Source organism: Rhodohalobacter sp. SW132, from assembly GCF_003390325.1.
Classification (GTDB): domain Bacteria; phylum Bacteroidota; class Rhodothermia; order Balneolales; family Balneolaceae; genus SW132.
Genome location: NZ_QUOK01000007.1, coordinates 58,181 through 84,561, shown reverse-complemented (window position 1 = coordinate 84,561; position 26,381 = coordinate 58,181). Strand labels below are relative to the sequence as shown.

Sequence of the window (26,381 nt, the reverse complement as noted above, 5' to 3'; positions counted from 1 at the left end):
ATTTGTTCAATGCCTACAACAAACATCGAAACCCTTGTCCGCGAAAATATCCGTAATCTGACGCCCTACCGAAGTGCGCGGGATGACTTTGATGAAGGCGTGCTTCTGGATGCCAACGAAAATAGTTACGGTGCATCTGTGCGAAATACGCTGGATTTGCATCGATATCCCGACCCCACGCAGGATCGGCTTCGGAAGGTAATTGCGGAGTACCGAAGTGTGGAGGTTGAAAATCTTTTCCTGGGTGTTGGCAGCGATGAGCCGATCGATCTGCTGATGCGGATTTTTTGTGAGCCGGGAAGGGATTCTATCATAACCACGCCGCCCACGTACGGGATGTATAAGGTGTCGGCCAGCATCAACAATGTGAATATCAAAGAGGTGATGCTGACTGAGAAATTTCAGCTTCAGCCTGATTTGATCAAGGAGACTGTCGATGAAACGACGAAGCTCCTGTTTCTCTGCTCGCCAAACAATCCCACCGCAAATGATATGAAGCGGACCGATCTGCTGAAGCTTTGCACGACCTTTCCGGGAATTGTGGTGGTGGATGAGGCGTATATCGATTTCAGCAGGCAGGAGTCGATGGCCGGAATGGTGCAGCAGTATCCCAACCTGGTGGTGCTGCAGACCTTTTCCAAGGCTTTTGGCTTGGCAGGTATTCGTCTGGGCGTGGCGATTGCCAATCCGGAGATCATCAGCTATATGATGCGGGTAAAAGCCCCGTACAACATCAATAAGCATACAGCCGATACTGCCCTGAAAGCATTTGATAACCTGGAACTGCTAAAATTCAACATCAAAAAAATCCGCGAAGAGCGGCAGTACGTGGCTGAGCAGCTGAATCTGGCGGATGCGGTTGAAAAAGTGTATCCCTCAAACGCCAATTTTCTGCTTTTTAAAATCCGAAAGGCGAAAGAAGTGTATCAAAATTTAGCTAAACTTGGCGTGATTGTGCGCTATCGCGGTCATGAACCGCTGTGCGAAGATTGCCTGAGGGTCACCATCGGTATGCCGGATGAGAACGTAAAGTTTTTGAGGGCACTGAAAGATGTTGTGGGGTGAGGGGAAAAGTGAGAAATGAAAAGTGAAAAGTGAAAAGTGAAAATCTCCCCTTCCAGTGTTTTTTCTGGCCCCGGCTTGTCCCGAGCTTTGACTCGGGGGTGTAGTTACCCGGGGAGGGGAGATCTCTTACTACCAAATCAAACAAAGAAACCATGAAAATCTATATCCACCCTACCGCATTGAAATCCGAAAGTGAAAGCTTGCTGCCGGAAGGTGCTCTTTTTGGCATGAAGTATTTGATGGAGGCGGAATATCAGCTCGGTTTTGATGCCGGATCACTTTCAGATCATCAGCAAAAACTGATTGAAAATGAATCGATCACTAATTCAGGGTTCGGAGAAGCTGACGCGGACGGCACTATTAAAAATGTGGATCAATATATTTTTGAGTCGGATGGTAAGCCTGTGGAAACCGCCGATTCCTGGACAGAGATCACCCGATCCATCCTGTTCCCCAGCCGGAAGGCGGAAATCAGTCGGGATACGAAAGAGACGCAAATTTCGATCTCTATCAACCTGGACGGAACGGGTAAAAGCGACATCAGCACCGGTTTGAACTTTTTTGATCACATGCTCGATCAGATTGCGCGTCACGGGTTAATCGACCTGGAACTTACCTGCAACGGCGACCTGGACGTGGATGAACATCACACCATCGAAGATACTGCTATTGCACTTGGCCAGGCCATTCGGGAAGCGATCTCTGAAAACAAAGCGGGAATTCAGCGCTACGGGTTTGTTCTGCCGATGGATGAAGCGCAGGCCACCGTGGCGATTGACCTCTCCGACCGCCCGTTTCTGCGATGGGATGTGGATCTCAAAAGAGAGTACGTCGGCGATTTTCCAACCGAAATGTTAGAGCACTTTTATTATACACTGGCCATGAACGTAAAAGCAACCCTGCATGTTGAGGCAACCGGTAAAAACGAACATCATATTATCGAATCGATCTTTAAAGGCTTTGCAAAGGCATTACGATTTGCCATCAGCCGAAATGAACGGATTCGCGGCATATTACCAACCACTAAAGGAACCATTTAAGTGAAAAGTATAAAATCAAAAGTGAAAATTCTCCCCGCCGAACTATCTGCACCAAGTGTGGCTCGAGGGGAGTACTCCACCAGCTGGCGAAAGGATTCTCGTCCGTTTTGACTTTTCACTTTTCCACCCCAATTAAAGACAGTCAATGATCGGAATCATCAAATACCAGGCGGGCAATCTCACATCAGTTTCAAATGCACTGAAACGGCTGGGGGCCGACCATTTTATTTCTGACGAGCCGGATGAGCTCTCAAAGGCCGATGGAATTATCTTTCCCGGGGTGGGTCATGCCGGGGCCGCAATGGACGACCTCCGCTCCCGTGATCTGGATGTATGGCTAAAAAATACAGATAAGCCGGTACTCGGAATCTGCCTGGGAATGCAGCTGCTCTATGAATCCTCTGAGGAGGGCGACAGCGAAACACTCGGTTTGATTCCCGGCCGCCTGAAAAAATTCGACTCTTCAAAAGCAAAAGTACCTCACATGGGGTGGAATCAATTTGCACCTCAAAAGGAGCACCCTTTAATCAATGGGATTGGCAATCAACAATTCCTTTACTATGTGCACGGCTATTACGCTCCATCAAACGACCACGCTCTTGCAACCTGTAAATACATCAACGATTTTGCCGCCGTAGTTGCCAAAGACAATTTTATGGGCGTTCAGTTTCACCCCGAAAAATCTGGGTCTGTGGGATCGTTACTGCTTCAGAATTTTTTGGATATGGTGAAGAGTAACGGATCGTGATCTTATTGAGCGTAGAAATATCATTTCTTTTGTTCCACTCCCGCCCCAATTTCCTATCTTCACAACCGAATAGTTTTCAATAACAAATTTCTTAACAAGCCATGAACATCATCCCCGCAATCGACCTGCTCGACGGACAGGTGGTTCGCCTGCAAAAGGGCGATTATGCAAAAAAAACAGTTTACAATCATAATCCTGTCCGCGAGGCGGAAAAGTTCAAAGCGGCCGGTTTTGAACATATTCATGTGGTTGATCTGAATGGAGCCAAGAGCGGAAACTTTGAGAACCTGCCAATTATTCGGCAGATGATTGACAACGTGGAACTGTCGGTTCAAACCGGCGGCGGGGTTCGTTCGCGAGAGGATATCGATCTGCTTCTGAATGCCGGGCTCAGCGGTGTAATCTGCAGCTCGATGGCGGTAAAAAGTCCGGATGCCTTTCGGAGCGCCGTTGAAGCCAATCCGGACGAAATGATTCTCGGCCTGGATCTGAAAGATGGAAAAATGGCGTATGGCGGCTGGCTGGAAACCTCCGACCGCCCGATTGCGGAGTTTCTGAACCCGCTGATTGAAGCCGGTTTGAAAACCGTACTTAGCACCGATATCGCCCGCGATGGCATGCTGAGCGGTCCAAATGTAGAAATGTACAGCGATCTGCAAAAACGATTTCCGGATCTCAACTGGATCGCATCAGGAGGCGTTTCAAACCTCCAGGATTTAATTGAACTTCAAAACCACAACCTCCATGGTGTAGTCGTGGGTCGGGCGTACTACGAAGGAAATATCCGCCTGGATGAGATGCGGGATTTGCATAAGGCTGGGGTGTAGTACACACCCCTCGGTGTGAAAATCGGTGATACACCGTTTTCACATCCTTTTCCCCTCTCGAGAGGGGACAGAATTTAGAAATCCCGCGCAGACGGTATTCAACATTCAGGGGTGTGTCCCACGGAGCTCTGATCTAAACCTAAATTCGCACAACTGCTCCTGCCCCCTTCAACACACCCCTCACCATCAAAATCACGCTACGCACGTTTTGATGGGCTTTTCCCCTCTCAAACCACACTTGGACCCGATTATTCGGGGAGGGGATTTCATTGCCTTTCCTTGGAATTTACAATGTAATTGAACCTCTTTTGAGGGTCCTTAAATCCCATCTCGAGAGGGGACAGATTAACGAAACGACGCATAGCGTTAGTTTCGGGAATCAGGGGTGTGTTCGCGAGGGCAAGAAGTCTGAAATGGCTACGTTCCACGATCAAAGTCACCAAACCCACCCCTCGTTTGCGTCATCCGGCTTCGCGGTTTCCGCTTCACCTTTCCCCTCTCGAGAGGCTTTGAGAAAACTGTCTTCCAAAAAAATCGCACCTAAATAAGTTAAGATTTATGTCTTTACCATCGTCACCAGTCCTTCTGACTCACCCCCGTCCCCTCTCTACCACGCCCTGCGGGTCTTGCAAGAGAGGGGAGCTTCGGAATGAGTTTTTCGACTTAAAAATGTTAAGATTGCTAAACAGGTTACGGGAATATTTTCACCTTTCACTTTTCCCACAACCCGCGTGCATTTCACACAGAAATCCTCTTTATTGATTTGATGAGTTCGATCAATAGTCAGAATTGAGTTGAAATGCAATCAATGGATCACCCCGAAGAAAATCAGCCGGAAAAAAGAGTCCCCCTCCGCAGCACACGAATTATTTTTGTGATCGTCATGCTGATCACATGCCTCGCCATCATCTGGCCGGGTCACGCCATCTTTTCATCCGCCACCCCGCTGATCTTCGGATTTCCACTCTCTTTTGTCTGGATTATTCTCTGGGTGATCATTGGTTTTGCTGCCATGATGGGACTCTATCTAACCGATAAACATCAGGATAAAGTCTGATCATCATGGAAACCGGAACCGTTATTCTCATCATCGTTGGGCTCTATCTTCTGATCTCTCTCCTGACCGGAATCATTCCCTCACTCCGGATCACAAAAAGCGTGAGCGGATATGTGGCGGGCGACCGCAGCATGAACGCTTTTATTCTCTATTTTGTGCTTGGCGCGTCTATTTTCTCCTCGTTTGCCTTCCTGGGCGGACCGGGCTGGGCCTATTCGCGTGGTGCCGCAGCATTCTACATCATCGCATACGGGGTGATTGGCATCGTGCCGCTCTACTTTTTCGGCCCGCGGGCGTGGCGGCTTGGAAAAAAATATGGATATGTCACCCAGGCCGAGCTCCTTGCCGCCCGTTTCGACAGCAAATTTCTCTCTGTAATGCTCGCTATTTTGAGCGTAGTGGTCTTCATCCCCTATCTCACCCTGCAGATGGTTGGCGCTGGGTACGTGCTCAATGTGATCAGCGAAGGGATGATCCCTTACTGGGCCGGGGCCGGAGTCACCTACGTGGTGGTGCTGATCTACGTCTACTTCAGCGGGGTGATGGGAGTCGGCTGGTCGAACGCTTTCCAGGGCATGTTTATGATGGTACTCGCATGGGTGCTGGGAATCTACCTGCCGAATACGCTCTACGGCGGGATCGGGCCGATGTTTGATGCAATCATGGAAGCCGGGCACACCGCAATGCTGGAAGCACCGGGCCTGGCTGGTGACGGAACGCGATGGGACTGGTGGGGATATGGATCAGCCGTCTTTGTGTCAGCCGTGGGATTTTCGGTCTGGCCGCACTTTTTTATGCGCAGTTTTGCCGCCCGTAATGTAAAAGCGATGCGTCTGAGTGTAGTTCTCTACCCCACATTCCTCATCTTTCTGATTCCAATTCTCCTGATCGGATTTTCAGCCGTTGTCGCTTTTCCCGGTGTGGAACCGGCCGATAGCATATTGCCGCATATCCTGATGCAGCTCGATCTACCGGCCATCGTCATTGGCCTTTTCTGCGCCGGTGCACTCGCCGCATCGATGTCATCCGGCGACGCCATTCTCCACTCCGCCGCTTCCATCGGTATTCGGGATGGACTCAGCCAGGTAACAGACTTAAATGACAAAACCGAACGCCTGCTCATTCAGATCTCCGTACTGGTGATCGGGCTGATCGCCTACCTCTTTGCCGTGGTAATCGACGTATCGATCGTGGCGCTGCTGCTTGGTTCGTACGGAGGCGTGGCGCAGATCTTTCCCGTCATTTTTGCGATGTTCTACTGGAGCCGTGCCACCAAAGCCGGTGCGCTGGCCGGACTCTTCGGCGGAATTGCAATCAACACTCTTTTCCTGATCTTCCCTGAAATCAAACCGCTGCCGGTTCACGAAGGAGTCTACGGTTTAATCGCCAATGTAGTGCTGCTGATCGGAGTCAGCCTTGCCACAAAACCTGATGAACCTGAGCGGGTACGTAAGTTTAGAGATTCAGGGTAGGTAAAGTGACTTTGCGGATTACGAATGCTGTGAGTCACGTGTTTAGGAAGAGAATGGCAAGTCGGACAGTTCGTTCAGGCTTGTCAAATGGTTTTGGTGAAGTGAGGCGATAGACAAAAGTTAAAATGAAATAGAGTCTGGATTCTGAAAGTTACTCCAAAAGCGCAGAAGATCGATAGAGTCATCATTGAAATTAAGCCGATAAAAGAGCGTGATTTGGGGTACAATTATGGCACGTCGAATATTCTTGTAATCAGTCTCAGGAAATGCTTCGGGACTTTTTTGAATCAAGTCTATGGTATGATTCGTCTTATCAATAAATGCATGTGCAACTTTCAGATCCCAGTACTCAAGCAGATAATCTATATTCTTCCAGTAATCAGATGTAGCTTTCTGCGACCAATAGACCTGTTTCATTAAACGGACCTATTTTTTATTGTAGCGTTCATTGGTATCTCGCACAACATCTTCATGCAAGCGCCTGCCATCCTCTTCCAGCGAGTACAATGCCTCATCGAGTAAGCGCTTTTGATCATCTGTAATTTCAACCTGTTCCCGGGCAGAAAACAATTGTTCTACCTGTTCAATGACTTTCTCCTGATCTGTGGCCAGCAGCTTCTGTGCAGCTAAGATTTTTCTTTTATCTAAATCCATATTACCTAAATTTGTTCATGACGATAATTACAATATAGATATGAGATGTTGTATATCAAACTGATTGATTTATGTAACCGATCAAGAGTTGTACTCCGGATTGTACATACGTGCTAAGAAAGCTATTAGTTAATCTCCTCCCCCAACAGATTTCCTCCTCCTAAAAAAACTCCTTATAAATACACATTTATCGACGATAACTGATTACAACTATAGCCATATAGAGGCTATCAAACCTGAGTTCAAATCTTAGGGAAAGAGAATTAATTTCAATAATTGAATATAAAAACCAATCTAAGCTATGGCGTCAAAATACCTGAAAATACTTATTAACGGTCTTCTGTTATTTTTATTCATCGGCATGATTGGATGCAGTGTAAATAACGATACCCCTGACGACCAGGGATATGCAATCAATAATGATGAAACCAACCTTGAGATCCGTCTGACAGACAGAGATTCGGAAATTGATGTTGTAAGCGAAGACACCACTGTCGGCAAAGCTGTCGCGAAGCGCTCGTTTGCACTGCATCTTATCGCAGATGTCGATGCACCGGTTGTAAATGATGTGCAAACACAAGCAACCATGGTTCATGTTTTTGGGAACAGTGCCCGCGCGGCAGCAAGCTATAATGTTCAGGGCAATGATTATATCGGAGCCGTGGATGCACTTCAGATAACCAGCAGCGGCAGAAACGCCATTCGGGTGCGGTCAGGCATCGAGTTCACGAATGCAAAAACCAATGCGGTTTTTATCAATGAAAACAATATTTGGCTGGCTCACTCTTCAGAAGATCCTTTATTAACAAAAGATGCAGGCTTTTCAGCCGCACGGATGTTTGGATTTTCGGGTTTTAACATAAATGATAATCCAGTCAGTGCCGGTCTGCCGGGATTTGCTGCAAACAGCATTCATCAATCAGATGACCGATTGTATGTTACAAGTGGAAATAACGCAGGTTTAACAATATTTGAAGATGGACTTTCAAATCATGTAACGTACCTGGAGATTCCCGGAGCACGCTGGGTAGATACGGATGAAAACCGAATTGTAGTTTTATCGGCTGATCCGGAATCCAATGATATTATCATTACCGTACTGGACAAAAGCGACCACTCTGAGATTACAAGTTATTCGTATACATTTGAAAACGCCGTTACCTCCCAAGCCAAAAGTACGGTAGAGATCCACGGAGATCTCGCCCTGGTAGCAGCCAATCGCTCCGGAACCCATCTGATTGATCTTAACACCGGTGATCTGATTGCAAACATTCCTGTTCCAGATGCTGAATCTCTTGGATTGAATGAAGATGTAGTGGAAACAAATGCGGCTTCGGCTGATGAGGAGTTTATTTTCATCTCAAATGGAGAAGCCGGTGTGTATGTTGCCGAAGCGAGTAAAGATCTTGCCTCATACACGAGTGGCGATGAATTTTCAGTAGAGCTGATCGGCAACCTGAAATTTAATGATTTTGAATCAGCTAACCATGTAGCCTTTCGAAACAGTACACTTTTCGTAGCAGCCGGTTTGGGCGGCGTTAAAGCGGTACAGCTTAGCAGAAAATAGAGTAGACTATATTTCTGTTTATTCAGTGAAAAGTCTCCCCTAACAAGGGGCTCATTTTTTGAACACGCAGCGTAAGCGTAGTGAAATTTAGAGGGGTGTCCATCGGTTTTTCTACAATCTGATTGACAGCCCTCCCTCCCCGGGAAACTTACTACGAAACCAAGTAAGCAATGGCAGGGGAGACGTCCCCCAATTATTTCTTCCTCAGCCACAAACTTGAATTGCCAAACGTCATTTTGGCACTGGGCTGACGCAGCATAAGCGGCAGCTTTTCGCGGATCTTTTTCCGGTGATGCTTTTCCAGGTAAGAGTTAAAAAAGAGAATTTCAAACTGCGGGTTATATAACAGGAACGCACGGATTAGGTAGCACTCATTCCACGCCCGGCCTGATTTCAGCCACTTTTTGGGATATTCAAACGGCCAGAATATATCATGAAAATGGATGATCACTCCGGATTTCAGTGCCGGCAGTACGCTATGGATCAGAAAGTTTACATCCGATCCCGTTTTGGATACATGGGATGAATCGACAAACAAAAAATCCCCTTCATCCAGCAGTTCAAATTCCGACAGATCCACCTGCTGCACGGGCTGACTAAGTATTGAGACCCGGTCTAAATCCTCATCAGACAGAAGCTCACGCAGACGTTCCGGGTGCGGTTCTATGAAGGTGAACTGAATCTCACCGTCGAAAAACCGCTCATCCACATCCAGCATGGCCGCGGATGAAAACCCGGATCCGGCTTCGATCATCCGTTTTGGCTGAAAGTGTCTCATCATTGAGTAGAGTGTAACGGCATCGCCATAGCTGAAGTAGATGTTATCGAAGTGATATCGAAGCGGTGAGTTTTTTGCATCTTCTTTCCATGGTAGTTCCCGGTAAAACCCGGCTAGCCTGTCCACAAGTTCAAGCTGTTTCTTTTCCCTTAATTCAAGACCGGGAATCTCTCTTACATCTTGATTAAATAGTGGTTTTCGATTTTTTAACGATTCATAATCAGGAATCGGTGAGTAGAAATGGCCCGGTGGTGAAAATCGCAGGAAACGAAAGTTTGTTGATTTGACCATACTCATCGCCTCTCTCAATTGCCTGATTTTGATCACAGTTTTCCGCAAGGGATTTTTCATATTCTGAACATCTATCGTTAAAATGTATTCACTGTAGTTAAACTGATTCTATGAAATCTGATGAGTTTTAATCATCAGTTAAATAGCATAAAAAGGGAAACATATTCGGCCATAAAATACATATTAATTAAAGAATCCAGAGAACTAACCAAACTATCATCCTCATGAAACCAACACAATATGTCTTTAAAGACGACGGTTTAATACCCAATAATTCACTCCCGCTACTTCTGTATCAACAGGTATTCGATCAGCGTGGAAATGGTGGAGCAGAGTGGCTGATTAACTGTTTTGCTATTAACAACTGGACAAATGCCTGGAAGAACGGCGTATTCAGCTATCATCACTATCACAGCACATCACACGAAGTTTTGGGTGTTTATTCTGGCAATGCAAAGCTGCACCTGGGAGGCGAACAGGGTGAAAAATTAGATGTGGAAGCGGGAGATGTTATTGTAATTCCGGCAGGTGTAGCCCACAAAAATCTTGGCAGCAGCCGTGATTTTATGGTTGTGGGCGCCTATCCTTATGGCAGTAGTTATGATATGAAAACCGGTGAAAAAGGAGAGCGTCCGCAGGCCGATAAAAATATTGCCGCCGTTCCGATTCCGGCCACGGATCCGCTGCTGGGCAAAGATGAAGGAGTGCCGGTGATCTGGAAAGATCAGAATAATAGAAAATAGAGGCTTTTCCTCCTCAAATCTTATCAGCATTTTTGATTCCGGCTGGCCCGTCTATCTCCTTTGGATACCATACGCTTCTTGTGGATTCTGAACCAGTAATCGATCAATATCATCGTCGGTGAATCCATTTTCCAGCAGTGCCGGCAGCAAATGCTCAAAAAGGTCAGTGTAGCTCCGAAAATCACCTCCATTCGGTTCATCGGGATTGAAATAACCGGCATCGTGTGAAATCAGCACCCTGTGGAGCAGACCTGCTTTATCCAGTTCGGTTATTCGCCCAAGAAACCACTCGAGATTGCCGCCGTCATCGGGGTTGTAATTGAAATTATCGAGTGAGATCCAGCCTCCTTTCTTTCCGATCTCAATCTGGGTTTCAAGAGTACCGGCCTGGGCATGTGTCCAGACGAATGCTGAGGGTGAGATACCGGCTCGTTCAAGTAGTTCAACCTGGGCTAAAGCCGGTTCATCACCCGTGGTGTGGGAAACAATGGTCAGTCCAGTTTCCAGATGTGTACGTGCTGCGGCCCGGACAATCTTCTGATGAAGATCAGAAAGTGGTCCCTCCCCTTTTACTGAAATTTTCATGAAACCCGGCCGGATGCCGCTTCCGTCAATACCTTCTTCATATTCTGTAATCCAGCGCCCGGCAAGATCTTCAGCACTTTCTTCGCGGGCGTGTGCCGGCATAAATTGGTTTTCCACTGCACCGTAATATCCTGTGTTGGTCAAAACCTGTATGCCTGATCTCCTGGAGAGTTCCTGCAGGATATAGGGATCACGGCCAAGGTAGGCCGGCGTACATTCCAGTATCGTTTGAACACCCCGCTCCCGTGCTTCCTCAAAAAAGGGAAGGACCCGCTCAACAACCTCTTCTCGGTCCCATCGGTGATACCCTGTGCTGTCTGCCCCAATCCAATCAACCAGCACATGTTCATGGATAAGTGTGGTTCCCATTTCTGATGCAGAAACAGGACCATTGACTGTCATGATTTGAACCTGATCTGCATCTTCAGATACATGCTGATTGCCAAGCATCACGACAACAATCATCAATAAGAATAACACATTCAGCAATAGGTACATTTTTGTTTTTTTCATATGCCTGATTTTTTAGAAATTCAGAAATCAACCCTATTGATCTGTACAGATCGGATCATTCAGAATAAGCGCCGGATGAGTATGTGAGTTCATAACTATGACTATAAATCTCAAACACAACTCCAAATGGATCCTCAACATAGCACATTCTGTAGGGTTTTTCATCCGGATAGTATTCCCGAACCGGCATTCTCTGTTTCCCACCGTGAGAAACAATTTTCTCAACAAGATCCTCAATTTCCGGGTCCTGAATACAGAAATGAAAAAGGCCGGTATTGAACGGATTAAATTCAGGGGCTTTGCTTTCAACTTTCGGAAAAGAAAATAATTCAATTCCAATACCATCAGAAGTTGATAAATGAGCGATATGAAACTCTCCCCAGCCTTCACCAAATACATCAATACACATTTTGCCTATTGCTGAATCCGTCTCTTCAACAACTGTATCGGGCGACATAATGATATACCACCCCATTACCTCTGTGTAGAATTTCACTGCTTTTTCGATATCCGGAACGGTTATTCCTATGTGAGAAAATGATTTAGGATATGCCTTTTTTATGGTCATAATGATAATTTTATGAAGGTTTATTCAATGAATTATAACACGAACGATATGACATGCAATACCATCAATTAATCATAGACAAAGTGAATTGCAAATTTTCTCATGTTTTTTTGATGATCTTTTCAGGTACAAACGATTTACCGATTTCGGTTCAATGGGAATTATCAATCCTAATTCCGTAAGTTTGACCAGTATGTTTAAAAAGCTCAACGAATCGACCTATTCACGTTTTATGAAAAAACTTTCACTGGTAACTCTTTCAACTCTTGCAATACTCCTGGCTGCCTGTTCCTCCACACATCAAACCGAGCAGCAGGAGATCGATCAAACAGAACCCTCAGAAATTTTTATTAAGGGCGCAGCCGCACACTGGGTTTCGTCCGATCGCCTGATATGGGACGCCGGGGAAGATGCGAGTCGATTCGAACTTTATTACAGCCAGGATGCCGACATTCAAATCACCGGTTATGGAGTTACCGGAGGGGAATCGATTTCATTATCGCCTGATGCTGATCTTTCTGATGCTTTGGCGGACAAATTTCGTCACATTTCACATCGCCCGGTTTATTCGCTCGATGCAAACCATGACCAAATTCATGAGGCACTAAAAGGACAACTTGTGACCGTTGCAAAAGATGAAGATGGCCGTCCGCTCAAGGCTACGCAAGTACAAACTCACGGAGTGATCGATGACCTGTTTATTTTTGATGGCGATCTTGGCCCGGTATATAGCGATGATTCCATCAGGTTGAACCTCTGGGCGCCTACCGCACAATCGGTGACACTGAGGTTGTATGATGATGAGAAAAACCTGGCGGAAGAGATCAATCCTGCTGATTCGTCTCCACGGGATGGCGTCTGGCGGTTTGATGGGCCGGCCGGCTGGGACCGAATGTTCTATCGGTTTGATGTGCAGGTTTACCATCACGAAACGGGTGAGATTCACAATTTCAAGGTTACCGATCCCTACTCGGTCAGCCTGGCTACCGATAGCGAATACAGCCAGTTTGTGGATGTGACCAGCAATGATCTCAAACCGGAAGGATGGGATAACCTGGTCAAAACATTGCCGGATCACGCTGATATAACACTCTACGAAGCACATATGAGGGATTTCAGCGTCATCGATCAAACCGTTCCGGAAGAGCATCGCGGCACCTATATGGCGTTTTCTCACAATGGAGTGAACGGGCGTGATTTGTCAGACGGAATGGCACACCTGCAGCGCCTTTCCGATGCCGGGCTGACCCACCTCCACCTGCTGCCGATCAACGACATTGCATCCATTTATGAAAACTGGGAATTGCGGGTTGATCTGGATGATCCCTACAGCAGAATCTGCGAAATTGTAGAAGTTGAGGGACTGCAGGAGAACTGCGACAAATATGGCGATACACCCATCTGGGAAGTGTTTGAACAGATGGCCGATGAGGATCCCATCACCAAAGAGATCCAGCGAACCTATGCCGAACGAGGCGAAACGTCCGTCAATTTTTCACGTCACGACGGGTTCAACTGGGGATACGATCCCTATCATTTTAACGTACCACAGGGGAGTTATTCAACCGATCCCGATGGAACTCAGCGGATCCTGGAGACCCGCGAGATGGTGAAAAGCCTCTATGAAATTGGCCTGAATATCGTAGTAGATGTGGTTTACAATCACACCCACGCCACGGGCGACTCCCGCTACTCTGTGCTCGATAAAGTAGTGCCGGGCTACTACCAGCGGCTCAATCCCGATACCGGAGATGTGGAGCAATCGACCTGCTGCCCCAACACCGCCGCCGAATTTGCAATGATGGAGCGCCTGATTCTCGATTCGGTAATCTTCTGGGCGAAGCACTACAAAATCGACTCGTTTCGGTTTGACCTGATGGGACACCATCCCAAATATGTGATGGAGAACCTGCTCGATGCTCTCGCAGAGCTCACGCCCGAAGAACACGGCGTGGATGGCAGCAAAATCTACATTTACGGTGAAGGATGGAATTTTGGCGAAGTAGCTGACAACCGCATCTTCGACCAGGCAACTCAGTTTATGATGGGCGGCACCGGGATCGGGAATTTCAATGACCGGATACGCGATGCGATTCGGGGCGGATTCTTTGCCGGCTCGGGCCGCGACCAGGGTTTTGCTACCGGCCGTTACCTTTTCCCCAATGAAGAAGTGACCGGAGATCTGGAAGATGAAAAACAGACGCTGTTCAGCCACGCCGATCGCATTCGGGTGGGCATGACCGGAAATTTATCAACCTATCCCTATCTTAACCGGAGTGATGAACGCGTGGATGGCGGCAATGAAATGATTGGGTATGCACTCAATCCGCAGGAGTCAGTCAACTATATCGACAAGCACGACAACGAAACGCTGTGGGACAACACCCAGGCCAAACTCCCATTCGATCTCGGAATGGATGAGCGCGTGCGGATTCACATGCTCAGCAACGCTTTTCTGAATTTCGGTCAGGGCATCCCGTTTTACCAGCTGGGCACCGATCTGCTGCGTTCAAAATCGATGGACCGAAACAGCTATGTGTCCGGTGACTGGTATAACGCAGTGGATTACACCATGGAAACCCACAAATGGGCGACCGGCCTGCCTCCGGAGTGGGATAATGCCGACCGCTGGGATGATCACAAAGAGTTTATGACTAACCCTAACATCAGCGTTGAAAAAGAGCATATGGAGCAGGCCCACCGGCAGTTCCTGGAGCAGCTTGAGATTCGATACAGCTCTCCCCTCTTTCGTATCCAGAGCGCGGATGAGATTCATCGTCGCGTAGGATTTCACAATACCGGATCAGCGCAGGATCCCGGCCTGATTGCGATGACCCTATCGGATGGACAGTGCGCCGGCCCCTCGCTGGATGAGAATCATGACGGAATTCTTGTGCTGTTCAATTCTGATCTCAGGCCCAAACAGTTTGATTCCGGAATGGAGGGTTTGGAACTTCACCCGGTACAACAAAATGGTGTGGATGATGCGGTTCGGTCAGCTTCCGCGATCAACGGGCTGATTACCGTACCGCCGTTAACGGCCGCCGTATTTGTTAAGCCGCAATCCGGCGGGCAGGGTGAATTTCATTGTAATCCGGTGATGGAGTGATGGCTGAGACATGGTATTTTTCGTGCACGAATTCACGCTCAACAGCTTCAGGCATTTGTTGATCGTAATCTAAATGTGAAAGGCGTTCTTAAAAAATACCATGTCTGATGAGATCTAATCCCTGACAACGTCATCGCGGGTTTTTGACCCGCGATCTCCCGTCGTTTCACATCTCGTTCTGGTGCTTTGCACCGGAGCGTACGAACAAAACAGCTCAGCTGTTTGCTCCCACCGAAGCATTATATTCGGAGAAAAATGATGGCGCATTCCACCGCGTGCCGCAGTTACGATATGTTTTTCAGAGCACATCGATATGTTGCCGGCTTCAAGCCTGTTCAAAACAACATATTGTTCCTACGGAACATCTTGTATTGGGTGCACCTTCTTTTTCTACAAATATATCGTCTCTACGAGACGGGTTTTTACCAATGGCAGAATCTTTAAATCGAACCGGGATGGGAGATACGCATCAAGTGCGATATGACTTTAATGAGATTATAATCTTACCAACATCATTGCGGACCCCGATCCGCGATCTCCCGTCGATTCAACGAGCTATGATTTGCCAATAGCAGAATCAACAATTCGAACCGGAATGGGAGATGCCGTATCAGGTGCGTTATGACTTTAATAAAATAATAATCTTACCAACGTCATCGCGGACCCCTATCCGCGATCCACCATCGTTTCAACGAGTAATGATTTGCCAGTGGCAGAATCTTTAAATCGAACGAGGATGGGAGATGCCGCATCAAGTGCGGCATGACTGCATTTAAAAAAACCCCTATCAATTAAACGCGCTAAACCGGTACACAAAATTGAGGCGGATGGATCGCGTTCGCCACTGGTATTGATCACGGGAATAGAAACCGGGTTCATCAATAATAATATCTCTTCCACGGGTATTGAACAGATCCCGTCCGCTGAGTGATAGTGTAGCATCACCATCAAACAATTCATAAGAAATTCCTGAATTGACGGAATGGGACGCTGCACGCCTGCCCTGGGTTGTATTTCTTGGGCCGCGGTATCGAAATGTAGATTGAACTCTTAAATTATCCGTGATACTCCATTGGACTCTGAATCGACCAAATAGCGCAGTTGCATCGCGCTGAAACTGTTCCCCTTCGTAGGTTCCATCCGTATCTGATGTGAAATAGTTGAGGCTGGTCCGAACCCTGAAATTTTCCCAGATATCCTGGCTGATCGCAAATTCTGCACCCCAGTTTTTCTGTGTTGAAAGATTAATCGGAAATCGGCGTGTTACACCATCATCCATCACATCGGTAATTCGTTCCACTACGCCTGTTCTGTAACGATGATATACTGTGGTGCTTGCAGACCCGGACTCCCAGTATCTCAAATAACTCAACTCATAAGAGTTACTGTAAACAGGATCCAATCCGGGATTTCCTGTAAAGATATTTCTCGAATCCCTGAAATTTGAAAAAGGAAGAATATTTCGGAAACGCGGACGGGAGAGCCGCCGGCTGTAGCTGGCTTGAACACTGTTTCTCTCATTGAATTCATAACCTAAAAACAAGCTTGGAAACAGATCGAGATAATTTCTTCGTGATGATTCTCCCCCCAGTTCAACTTCTGTTTCGATGATTGTCTGTTCACCCCGGATGCCGCCTTGAATGGAGAAATCCCCAAGCTGCGTTGATGCTATCGCATAGATTGCATTTACGTTCTGATAGTAGTTGAAATCAGAACTAAAATCATCAATTGAAGTCCACTGGCCATTTGAAAACTCTTCAAGATCATAGCGATTATCTACCCATCGAAAAGAAGATCGCCCGCCAGCTTCCAACTCTACCGATTCCCCGATAGGGTGCACGTAGTCCGCATTAAACTGAAGATCGGTAATCTCTTCCCGGTTATCGGTTCGCTGCTGACCGAGGAAATCATCCGCTAACACATTTCTTTCAAACAGGTCGCTGGATTCCTGTTCAGGCTGATAGTCAAACTTTGCGTCGATTTGAAGACGGCGGTTCTCATCCTCAAACTCTTTATCGTAGGCAAGCTCAAACTCTACATTTGTTCGGTTACTATTCTCGGCATCCTCACGAAAGATCTCTCGAAGCATATTTCCCTGCAAATCCATATCCCTGTAAAGCGTTTCCGTACTGTTATCCCGATCCCGATATCTGAAAAAGACTGACGGAGTGAGTGTCTGAGTCTCACCGATAAAAATTTCGGCCCCGATTCGTCCATCCCCCCGTATCTCATCTCTCACCCTGTCCTGCGACTGATCGTAGGTATATGAGGTATCGGCAGATTCAAAACGCTGAAACCGGCTTCCGCGTGCAGGGCGTTCACGGAAGCGGAATCCAAAATTGGTAAACCAGTTTACGTTATTCGACAGGAAATTGAGATTCAGTGATCCCCGGCTGTCATTCGGTAAACCAAGACGCCCGAGGGCTGATCCGTTAAAGCCGGCAACACGATTTCTCTTTAGCACAATGTTTATCACACCGGCATCCCCTTCAGCCTGGTACCGGGCCGATGGATTTGTAATCACTTCCACTCGCTCGATACTCTCCTCTGGAATAGCAGCAAGTGCTTCTGTTCCGCCGCTCAAAAGCGCTGATGATCTTCCGTTTATCAGCACACGGACATTGTCACTGCCCCGAAGGCTCAGGTTACCGTCGAAATCACTTTCGATGGATGGAATATTATCCAGCATATCGAGAGCCGTGCCGCCAAATGCATCGATATCGTCATCTGCACGATACACTCTCCGATCGAACTGCATCTCCATAGACCGCGGTTCCGCTTCGATAACGACTTCATCCAGATCGGCTCTCGCCTCTGTGAGCGTAACTTCACCTACATTTATAACTTCACCTTCTGTAACCGTAATATTGCGTTCATAATCATCGTAAGAAATGAATGAGATACTCAGTACGTAGCTGTCAGGGGATACCGGCAGTGTAAACTCTCCCGATTCATCTGTAACCGTTCCTGAATCAGGCTGATCTTCGCCCGGAATAAAAACCGCAACCGTTGCACCTGCAATCGGCAAGCCCTCTGAATTTATAACCGTTCCTTCAATTGCAGTATCATCAGAAATATTTATTGCAAAAAGCGACATCGGAATCAGAAAAATAATCCCAAAAACAAGTAGTAGAATTTGTTTCAAAACTGATCGGTTTTAAACTATAGTTGTGCATTACGTATCCATAATTACAATTATCTGGAACATATCTCTCCCGTTTTCAACTCTTTAACATCTTAAAACAACTTTAGCGGTTCATTTTACAATCTCTAAAATTGTATCCAGGAAATCATCAAATACTCATTCCTGTGTATTTAAATTATTGACTATCAATCTTGTAAGGAGAACTTTCTTTTGTTTAAACACGTTTTCGTTTTGTCAATTTCAACTCAAAAAACCATTTATTATGAGTGCAAAAAAAATTCTGATGATTGTGGGAGATTACGGTGAAGATCTTGAAATTATGGTGCCGTTTCAGGCACTGCAGATGGTGGGGCATACTGTGCATGCCGTTTGCCCCGATAAGAAAGAGGGAGAACAGTGCCCGACTGCCGTCCACGATTTTGTGGGAGATCAAACATACAAAGAGCTCACCGGTCACAACTTCACCTTAAACTACGATTTTGATAAAGTTATCGTGGAAGATTACGATGCTCTTGTGCTTCCGGGCGGACGTGCGCCGGAGTATCTGCGGTTAAATACAGATGTGCTGAAAATGACACGTCATTTTCTTGATGAAGATAAACCGATTGCGGCACTTTGCCACGGACTGCAAATTATGGCTGCAGCCGGCGGCATCGAGGGGCGAAAACTTACAGCATACCCGGCATGCGGACCGGAATTAACACTTGCCGGAGCTGATTACAAAGAAGTTGAGCCCACAGAAGCTGTGGTGGACGGAAATATCGTAACCTCCCCTGCCTGGCCGGGACATCAAAAATGGCTGGCAGAATTCCTGAAAGTGCTTGGAACTAAGATTACCCATGGCTGATCAAAAAAATAAGGCATGGATTTTACGATTTGTTTTATGTTCTATACAGAAAAACAGTCTGTTGAATACATGCCTTATTCTAATTTTTTAAAACATCTTTATTCCGCCGGCACCGTTCGCTGCAGTATTTTAGTTTTTCCCAGTCGCGCTCCCACTCTTTAAGCCACGTAAAGGGTCGATCACAAACCGGACATATTTTTGTTGGAAGATTCTGTTCAGACAATTCACTCACCGTCTCATCTTTTACGTGTTTTTTGATAATCCACTGATTTCGGATTGACATATAACTCAACCATTATCAATCCGATAGTTTTTAAAACCCATACGCATTATCTTTAGTCGCTTTACAAACGTGCAGCGAATCTGACCCCGTAGTTCAACCGGATAGAACGATAGCCTCCTAAGCTTTAGATCCCAGTTCAAGTCTGGGCGGGGTCACTATTAAGAATTTAAAATTAGAGAATTGGGAAAACAGCAAACATCAGTAGTATCAATAGTCCTGTGCACATTTTAATCTTATGGCCATCGTGACGAAAACCTGCGTAATAGGATCACCGTACCCGTATCACCTATCATAGATACATAGACAGTAATCACCAATCTTCAATATATGATTGATAATCAATTTCGGTTTTAACTTTGTTGAAGGTAATTCCAACCCAGGAGGTCTCCGAGTCTCACAGTTCAATAATGAAATAATTGATATAAACAGAAAGATCATCCCCACCAGCAAGTATCGATACTATAACCAGCTTCTTGCAGGAGCGTTTTTGGTTTATAAATAAATACGTTACGGCTGATATGGCCCTGTTACAACAATTCGATCCTGGGAATCATCCACTTCAAAAAGATGAGGTATTCGAATGTAGCGTCCGTTTTCACTTTTGTGACTATGAACCGACATCAGCAGTTTTCCTTCAAACGTTCGGAAAAGCATGCCATGACCGAAGTTTGGCGGTGTTATTGGCTCCTCTTGATGTACCCATGGGCCCTCAAGTGTACCACTCTCTGAATAAGCCACTCCCTGCACATAGTCACTATGAACCCAGCTTGTCCATAACATTCCCAATTTCCCGGTTTGCGTTTCAAACAGCCAGGGGCCATCGGTAACCTTGTTGGGTATACTATTGCCATCTTCATCCAGTTCCCGGCTCCAGGGAGAATCAGAAGCCCGAAATAAAACTTCCCCTTCACCTACAGAACCTGACAAATCAGGTTTTAACTCAATTTTTTCCATGGTTCCGTTCCAGTTAATCAACCATTCTTCGCAGTAAATCATATAAGGTTTACCATCCTTATCAACCCAAAACGTACCATCCAAAGTGGGAAGGTCCGGCGGCAAATAAATATCGTCTTCCATGGGGAGGTAAGGCCCATCAGGCTTATCACTACCCAATACATGACTGGCGCGCCGATGAATGGTATTGCCCTTTACCGTATCGATAACCACATCTCTATTGGTGAATGTTGCAAAGTAATAATACTTACCCTGGTATTGATGTAATTCTGCAGCCCATATCATGGGGTCAGGCCCCATCCATGATTCAGGGTCGGTTTCTGCAACCTTAAAAGGACCCGTCCACGTACGCAGATCTTTGCTTTCCCAAAGCAAACCACCCGTTCCGGTCATGTAGTAGGTTTGTGTTTCTTCATCAGCAAGAATAGCTGGGTCGCTAAGTCTGATAGAGTCTAAAGGAACATCTTCTCTTACTTCGGGTACCCCGCGTTGAGCAAAAACAGAAGAAAAATTCAGAATCAAAATCAATGCGAAAAATAGTAATCTCATGGTATTTATATTTCTTTAGAAAGAACAAAGTAATGTGAATAAAAAGAGTTTAACACCAAAGAGAGAAAGTGTATTTATCTGTAAAAATTATTGCCAGGTGAGGGGAATTTGATTATGATAACTTCCATTCCAGGACAACAATGAAATGGGGCAAAACACAGGTTTAGTGACACAGATATCCTCTATACGATTATTATTTACGGTGTAATCTGCAGGTATCATCAGTTACTCAATAACACATTAATAAACAACTTATGAAATCACCTTTACATCGCAAGAAGATCTGGAACTATATCTTTATTGCCCTGCTGCTCATCGGATCGGGTTTTTTAAATTCGGCCTATGCCCAAAATCAATCACGAACTGTAGAAGATGGAGGCACCGGAACCTACAAAGCATTAATGTTATCGGAAAAGACTCTACCCACCCATACTGTATTTCGACCTGAAAATCTGAATGTTTTTGGGAATGAAAATAAATTACCCGTCATAACCTGGGGTAACGGGGCGTGTAATAATTCTCCCTGGGAACATGTGAACTTTTTGAGTGAAGTGGCTTCTCATGGCTTTCTGGTAATTGCGATTGGTCCCATGCCAAAGGAAGGGGAGCAGGCAAGGGATAAGTCAGAGCCTTCTATGTTAATAGATGCTTTAGACTGGGCTATAGCACAAAACAGTGACAACGAGAGTTCCTATCACAACAAAATTGATATAGAGAATATCGCTGTAAGCGGTATGTCATGTGGTGGCCTTCAGGCTCTTGAAGTAGCCCCGGATGAACGAATTGCAACTGTTGGTGTATTCAATAGCGGCATTTTGCCAAATCCTGATAACGGGATGGAGGGTATGCCTTCACTTTCGAAAGAACAGCTGGAAAAACTGCACTCACCTACTCTCTATATGTTAGGCGGTGAATCTGATATTGCTTACAATAATGGTATGGATGACTTCAAGCGAATCAACCATGTACCGGTTTTCGTGGCCAACATGGATGTTGGGCATGGGGGAACCTATGCAGAGCCTCACGGGGGTGAATTTGCTAAGGTAGCCACAGCATGGTATCTCTGGCAGCTAAAAGGTGATAAAGAAGCCGGCAAGATGTTTACCGGTTCGCCCAGCGGCCTTTCTGAATCTCCCCATTGGACCGTTCAGAAGAAGAACATTGAATAGAGCAATGGGAAAGGGGGATATTCATCCAAAATGGAGAGAAACCGATTCCCCCACTCCCCCAACACATTCGTTGCCAATTGGTTGGGGACTTATCCATTATTCCGGCTGAAGGTATCAGTATACCCATAACTTATTCTTCGAACAGTTGATATGCTTTACTGAGGAACTGCGGGTATAGCGGTTCGTGGCGGGGCATATTCAGGTAGAACAGAGCGATCATATCGTTCTCAGGATCGATAATATATGACGTTCCGTAAAGTCCGCCCCAAGCAAATGCCGTGCTTGAAACTTCAGGCGACGGTTTTTTCTGTTCATTGTAGAGTTCAAATCCGAGCCCAAACTGAAAGCCCTCTCCCCCTGAATTCACCTCAGGCAGCTGGTTCACGGTTGTCATCTGTTCGATCGTTTCCGGCTGTAATATGCGTTGTCCGTTGAATTCACCTTTGTTGAGCAGCATCTGGCAAAATTTGGCATAATCTTCAATCGGACCGTTCAGACCAATTGCACCCTCTGCGTAAGTCTGCTGATTGCTGACGGTGGCCTGGCTAAATCTGTTGGATGCAGGTTCCAACTCTCCGTCAACGGCATTGTAGGCCTTCACAAAGCGATCGAGTACAGCGGGATCATCATAGTACCAGTCCGTATCATCCATGCCGAGCGGGTCCAACACTGTTTCCTTCACATATACACGTAGCGGTTTGCCGGTTATTCGCTCAATCATATAACCGAGCATATTTGTACTGATATGATAGCCCCATTCTGTCCCGGGATCGAAGCCAAGCGGGTACTCGGCCAGGGAAAGCATCTCATCTTCCAAAAATCGTGCTTCGGGATCACTGCCACCGCTGCGCTGCCCCGCTGGCGAATCATTTTCACTCACATTTGCAGACTGCCGGACCCTTTGCATCTCCTCGCGACGGATCTGACCTACGGGACCTGCATTTAAACCTGATGAGTGTGACATCAAATGGGCAAATGTCATCGGTGAGTTAACAGGGCGAGTTTCATACGTCCCGTCTTCGTTGACTGAAGTCACTACTTGGTCAGATATCCCGGGAAAGTAATCTGAAACCGGGTCATCTGCAGCCACTAATCCCTGCTCCACAAGCGTCATAAATGCAACGGTCACTATTGCTTTTGTTTGTGAGAACAAGATATAGTAGTCATCGATAGTGGCAGGTTCCCGGGTCTCAATATCCTTCCAGCCGAACGCTTTATGATATACGATATCCCCACCCCGGGCCACAAAAGCTGCAATGCTGCTGGCTTTGTTTTCATCCACGAAAGACTGAAGCAGGGAATCCACACTTGCCACATTAGCCGCACTGGTTCCGGCATTCTTCAGGTTCACTTCACTATTAAATTGCTGAGGCGTTTCAGAGGTGTTTGCTTCACTACTACAACCGAGCAGCCACATTGAGACAACGATACATGCAGCATAGAGGATGATTCTCTTCATATTTTTTTGAGTGTTTTACTATGAAATTATTTGATAAAAGTATTATATGAACCTGAGTTCGATTTTTTTCAAACCCGAACTCAGGTTATGAGCAAATCCTGTTTTATAATACAATTAAGTTTTCAACTAAAGATGCGTATATGGTAATCTATTCAAAGCCATAAGTCCTCAGATGAGTCATCAATGAATTATTTCTTGAACTGCGTGACTTAATTTTTCGAAAAACTCATCCGAAGACTATACGACATGTATCTGAGATTACACTAATTCAATCACCAGTTTCCAGCCAAACCGCCTCAACCGCGAACCCGTATCGATCGCCCCCTTCATAGTCGGGATTTTCTGAGGTATCAATGTAGAATTGAATTTCCTCAATTTTTCGGGGTTGTACCGGTCCTGGCACTCCCGTTTCATACCACACACCCATCACACTCGGGTATGCTCTTGGCAGCATCATAAAGCGATCCGGCTCAAAAGCACTCAAAGGAATCCGGTGTTCGCTAAATGTTCCGTCAATTGGAATCGGTGCACTATAGGCATTCGCATCATTGTCGAGTAAAATGACTTTTAAATCTGCTGGATTATCGAAATCCGTCTTTGCACGAACAACTATCTCCTGGTAGGAATCAAGCTTATTGGACGTAATTCCAGCGATTCGATCTCCAATAAATGTGGAAAAACCCAGCGTATGTCTTCCTACAGTGGGTTGAGTTGAAGAAACAGACCGGGCTACCTTATCGGAACCATCAATTGAAACCATCTCAGAAGAGTTCGCTCCACCAGATCCGCCAAAGCCTTGAAACGTATCATTTTCATCCGTTTCAGCATCCCATAACAGGATTGGGTTGCCCTGGTTTATAACCCTGGAAGTCCACTTCTGGATGTATTCATCTTCCCAGTTCCATGTAGCACTCGGCACATTGCCTGGGAACGTGATAAACCGGGTACTTTCTTCACGGTCTATGACAATCCAGTATCGTATCTCCCCATTATTGACAATCTGGGCAGGAATATTCGCTACATATTTATGAGGGCTAACCTCTTCCATTTCAACACTTGTGTTTTCACCAGATTCAGTTTTAACATTCAGTAACACCAAATCATCATCACTCAGACCAGCGACATTGGCTGAAATAGTCAAAGGTTCGCCAGCTTCAGCCTGCTCAGACGGAATATGCCATACGGCTGGCTGATCGGCATTGGACGGAACAGCGTGATAGTCACCCAGTTGAAGAGTTCCAAAACTACTTTCTGGTGTCCATTCATCATTAGATACTCCCTCTCGTGTCAGCAAATAGGTTCCTGGTGAAACCGTAAATGATTTCCCACTCGCTGTTGTAGTCATCTCATTCCCTTCGTTAAGTCCTTTTACAGAAAACGATTCGCCAAGATTACTCAGGCTGATTACCATTGGATGATCACCCCACTCGATATGAGTTACATACCTGTTTATATCTGCGGGTCCCTCAAACGGGTCCATCACCGGAATTGCATCAGGAAAAACCTCCAGGCGCCACACTCCGCTCTCCAATTTGTCTAATAGATAAGCACCTGTCCCCGAATAAGAGATTACAGGGGAAGAGCCAACACCGGCAATGCGCTCAAGTGATGCTTCATTCCGCGGGGATGATTCGGTATCATTTGAGTATAAAAATGCCTCATCAGAGTTCATCTGGCTGAGGTTCATATGGTGACTCATGAGAAAGTCACCAAACGTGGTGTCCGCCGGGAAATCATCAAACTGCTCCATATATCCAATTTCTCGAAAAATTTCTCCGGCGATCATCATACTTACGGCCCTGCCCGGAGTGTAAACCAAATTCAGATAGTGTGAAATCCAGTCATTATTGGCTTGTGCTATGCCAAGTGCCGTATATGCAAAATGGGCGGCAAATTGCATACCGTGCTCCCGGAAGCTTCTGGCTGACATGGGAATGGCATAATTATTCAGGTTATCCGCCGGATCAAATTCGTACACGATTTTTGCCATATTCTGATATCTGTCATCATCTTCCCAAGGAGTATCGTAACTGCTTACAAAAGGGAAATAGTTAGACCGTTTTTCTCTCTGTTCATACAAACCGGCCGGATACCACTGGAAGGTTACTCCGTCAATATCAGCATCGAGATACGCTTCCGGAACTCCATGGGTGATATTATAAAATATGGGTTTATCCCATCCGCTTTCGCGAAGATGATTGGCCATACTGTTCACAAACTCCAGCGTTCTTTCATAACCACTGTGTGAAGGCTCATTGTCCACTTCAATTGCAATGATGTTTGGATCATCAATCATATTCAATCCAGTATAGGGATTAACATGGTGGATGACCTGCTCCAGGTAATTTTGGATTACCGGCCAGTATTCCTTGTTTCGTGGTGCTCCTGCTTTTGAAATATAATTCGCAAACCCTGGTGGCTCCACTACATTTCCTTCTGGCCAGCCAGCGCCATAATAGATTGTTGGAGTGATGATTGTTCTGATATTATGCTTTTTCATCTTGTAAAGTGAATAGTCATGCAGATCCAGGTGATGATTTTGAAGCAGGTTCCCCAAACTGTCTGTGATTTCAATCTCGTACATATGGGTCCGAAAGGCATCCATTCCCATGCGAACCAAATGATAAATATCTTCATCAATAGCTTCCTTGTGATCTCTGCGCATCACATTCAGCCCCCGGTAGGTTTGTGAAAATGGGGTGTAATAGTTGACTCCAAACAGCTGCACCTCTTCACCTGACTCCCCCCAATACATTACCCCGTTTTCGATAACAACCCGCTCCGGGTCAACTGATGTGTCCTGTGCCGCAACCGGTACAGTAATGCTGAAAAACAACAGCATGATAAACCAGTTTTTTAAAATTGTATCTTTATAGAAATTACTTTTCATATTCATGTTCCAATTATTTGATTTGAAGACGAACTACCATTTCCGGACCTGTAAAAAAGAATGAATCC

The 26,381-nt window shown here is 46.0% G+C and carries 21 protein-coding genes and 1 tRNA gene; 12 read left to right on the top strand and 10 right to left on the bottom strand.

What is annotated here, in order from left to right; all coding sequences use genetic code 11:
* Positions 1 to 9 precede the first annotated feature (9 nt).
* The 6 genes from hisC to DYD21_RS13660 all read left to right on the top strand — a co-directional run bounded on the left by hisC (position 10) and on the right by DYD21_RS13660 (position 6,209).
* Positions 10 to 1,065 carry a histidinol-phosphate transaminase gene (hisC, locus tag DYD21_RS13685; RefSeq protein ID WP_116037563.1) on the top strand — a complete coding sequence of 352 codons (1,056 nt, stop codon included), beginning with the start codon at positions 10 to 12 and terminating at the stop codon, positions 1,063 to 1,065.
* Positions 1,066 to 1,217: 152 nt separating this feature from the next.
* On the top strand, positions 1,218 to 2,105 hold the full coding sequence (gene hisB, locus DYD21_RS13680; protein ID WP_116037562.1) for an imidazoleglycerol-phosphate dehydratase HisB: 888 nt from the start codon (positions 1,218 to 1,220) through the stop codon (positions 2,103 to 2,105).
* A gap of 145 nt (positions 2,106 to 2,250) precedes the next feature.
* Positions 2,251 to 2,853, top strand: a complete 603-nt coding sequence (gene hisH, locus DYD21_RS13675; protein ID WP_116037561.1) for an imidazole glycerol phosphate synthase subunit HisH — start codon at positions 2,251 to 2,253, stop codon at positions 2,851 to 2,853.
* A gap of 101 nt (positions 2,854 to 2,954) precedes the next feature.
* Entirely contained in the window at positions 2,955 to 3,680 is a 726-nt protein-coding gene (hisA, locus tag DYD21_RS13670; protein WP_116037560.1) for a 1-(5-phosphoribosyl)-5-[(5-phosphoribosylamino)methylideneamino]imidazole-4-carboxamide isomerase, read from the top strand.
* A gap of 799 nt (positions 3,681 to 4,479) precedes the next feature.
* Positions 4,480 to 4,737 carry a hypothetical protein gene (locus DYD21_RS13665; protein ID WP_116037559.1) on the top strand — a complete coding sequence of 86 codons (258 nt, stop codon included), beginning with the start codon at positions 4,480 to 4,482 and terminating at the stop codon, positions 4,735 to 4,737.
* Between the two features lie 5 nt (positions 4,738 to 4,742).
* Positions 4,743 to 6,209, top strand: coding sequence for a sodium:solute symporter (locus tag DYD21_RS13660; protein ID WP_116037558.1), 1,467 nt, complete (start codon positions 4,743 to 4,745; stop codon positions 6,207 to 6,209).
* Positions 6,210 to 6,329: 120 nt separating this feature from the next.
* On the opposite strand, the gene DYD21_RS13655 is transcribed toward DYD21_RS13660, so the two are convergent.
* Positions 6,330 to 6,626: a type II toxin-antitoxin system RelE/ParE family toxin gene (locus DYD21_RS13655; protein ID WP_116037557.1), complete on the bottom strand. Its 297-nt coding sequence runs from the start codon at positions 6,624 to 6,626 to the stop codon at positions 6,330 to 6,332.
* Positions 6,627 to 6,635: 9 nt separating this feature from the next.
* On the bottom strand, positions 6,636 to 6,863 hold the full coding sequence (locus DYD21_RS13650) for a hypothetical protein (RefSeq protein WP_116037556.1): 228 nt from the start codon (positions 6,861 to 6,863) through the stop codon (positions 6,636 to 6,638).
* A 301-nt stretch (positions 6,864 to 7,164) separates the two neighbouring features.
* On the opposite strand from DYD21_RS13650, the gene DYD21_RS13645 reads away from it, so the two are divergent.
* A complete protein-coding gene (locus tag DYD21_RS13645) occupies positions 7,165 to 8,430 on the top strand; it encodes a hypothetical protein (protein ID WP_116037555.1) in 1,266 nt (421 codons plus the stop codon).
* 193 nt (positions 8,431 to 8,623) lie between these two features.
* Here DYD21_RS13645 and DYD21_RS13640 read toward each other — a convergent pair whose 3' ends face one another.
* Positions 8,624 to 9,559 carry a class I SAM-dependent methyltransferase gene (locus DYD21_RS13640; protein ID WP_116037554.1) on the bottom strand — a complete coding sequence of 312 codons (936 nt, stop codon included), beginning with the start codon at positions 9,557 to 9,559 and terminating at the stop codon, positions 8,624 to 8,626.
* Positions 9,560 to 9,723: 164 nt separating this feature from the next.
* Here DYD21_RS13640 and DYD21_RS13635 point away from each other — a divergent pair, with 164 nt between their 5' ends.
* Positions 9,724 to 10,242 (top strand): cupin domain-containing protein, encoded by a 519-nt coding sequence (locus DYD21_RS13635; RefSeq protein WP_116037553.1) that lies wholly within the window; start codon positions 9,724 to 9,726, stop codon positions 10,240 to 10,242.
* A gap of 51 nt (positions 10,243 to 10,293) precedes the next feature.
* Here DYD21_RS13635 and DYD21_RS13630 read toward each other — a convergent pair whose 3' ends face one another.
* Together DYD21_RS13630 and DYD21_RS13625 are read right to left on the bottom strand one after the other, a co-directional pair.
* Positions 10,294 to 11,340, bottom strand: coding sequence for a phosphotriesterase (locus DYD21_RS13630; RefSeq protein ID WP_199535548.1), 1,047 nt, complete (start codon positions 11,338 to 11,340; stop codon positions 10,294 to 10,296).
* 55 nt (positions 11,341 to 11,395) lie between these two features.
* Positions 11,396 to 11,908, bottom strand: coding sequence for a lactoylglutathione lyase family protein (locus DYD21_RS13625; protein WP_116037552.1), 513 nt, complete (start codon positions 11,906 to 11,908; stop codon positions 11,396 to 11,398).
* Between the two features lie 232 nt (positions 11,909 to 12,140).
* Here DYD21_RS13625 and pulA point away from each other — a divergent pair, with 232 nt between their 5' ends.
* Complete coding sequence (gene pulA, locus DYD21_RS13620; protein ID WP_158607291.1) at positions 12,141 to 15,017, top strand: pullulanase-type alpha-1,6-glucosidase; 2,877 nt, start codon at positions 12,141 to 12,143, stop codon at positions 15,015 to 15,017.
* 787 nt (positions 15,018 to 15,804) lie between these two features.
* On the opposite strand, the gene DYD21_RS13610 is transcribed toward pulA, so the two are convergent.
* Complete coding sequence (locus tag DYD21_RS13610) at positions 15,805 to 18,162, bottom strand: outer membrane beta-barrel family protein (protein ID WP_116037549.1); 2,358 nt, start codon at positions 18,160 to 18,162, stop codon at positions 15,805 to 15,807.
* Between the two features lie 262 nt (positions 18,163 to 18,424).
* Between DYD21_RS13610 and DYD21_RS13605 the strand changes: the two genes are divergently transcribed.
* A complete protein-coding gene (locus DYD21_RS13605) occupies positions 18,425 to 19,009 on the top strand; it encodes a DJ-1/PfpI family protein (protein WP_116037548.1) in 585 nt (194 codons plus the stop codon).
* A gap of 79 nt (positions 19,010 to 19,088) precedes the next feature.
* Here the strand turns inward: DYD21_RS13605 and DYD21_RS13600 are convergent, their stop codons facing one another.
* Positions 19,089 to 19,232 carry a DUF2256 domain-containing protein gene (locus DYD21_RS13600; RefSeq protein ID WP_116037705.1) on the bottom strand — a complete coding sequence of 48 codons (144 nt, stop codon included), beginning with the start codon at positions 19,230 to 19,232 and terminating at the stop codon, positions 19,089 to 19,091.
* Between the two features lie 142 nt (positions 19,233 to 19,374).
* On the opposite strand from DYD21_RS13600, the gene DYD21_RS13595 reads away from it, so the two are divergent.
* Positions 19,375 to 19,447: transfer RNA gene (locus DYD21_RS13595), tRNA-Arg, on the top strand.
* A 352-nt stretch (positions 19,448 to 19,799) separates the two neighbouring features.
* Here DYD21_RS13595 and DYD21_RS13590 read toward each other — a convergent pair.
* Positions 19,800 to 20,795: a glycoside hydrolase family 43 protein gene (locus DYD21_RS13590; protein WP_116037547.1), complete on the bottom strand. Its 996-nt coding sequence runs from the start codon at positions 20,793 to 20,795 to the stop codon at positions 19,800 to 19,802.
* A 254-nt stretch (positions 20,796 to 21,049) separates the two neighbouring features.
* Between DYD21_RS13590 and DYD21_RS13585 the strand changes: the two genes are divergently transcribed.
* Complete coding sequence (locus DYD21_RS13585; protein ID WP_199535546.1) at positions 21,050 to 21,964, top strand: hypothetical protein; 915 nt, start codon at positions 21,050 to 21,052, stop codon at positions 21,962 to 21,964.
* Positions 21,965 to 22,094: 130 nt separating this feature from the next.
* Here the strand turns inward: DYD21_RS13585 and DYD21_RS13580 are convergent, their stop codons facing one another.
* Both DYD21_RS13580 and DYD21_RS13575 read right to left on the bottom strand, forming a co-directional pair.
* A complete protein-coding gene (locus DYD21_RS13580) occupies positions 22,095 to 23,423 on the bottom strand; it encodes a serine hydrolase (protein WP_116037546.1) in 1,329 nt (442 codons plus the stop codon).
* A gap of 268 nt (positions 23,424 to 23,691) precedes the next feature.
* Complete coding sequence (locus DYD21_RS13575) at positions 23,692 to 26,313, bottom strand: hypothetical protein (protein WP_147303590.1); 2,622 nt, start codon at positions 26,311 to 26,313, stop codon at positions 23,692 to 23,694.
* Positions 26,314 to 26,381 lie beyond the last annotated feature (68 nt).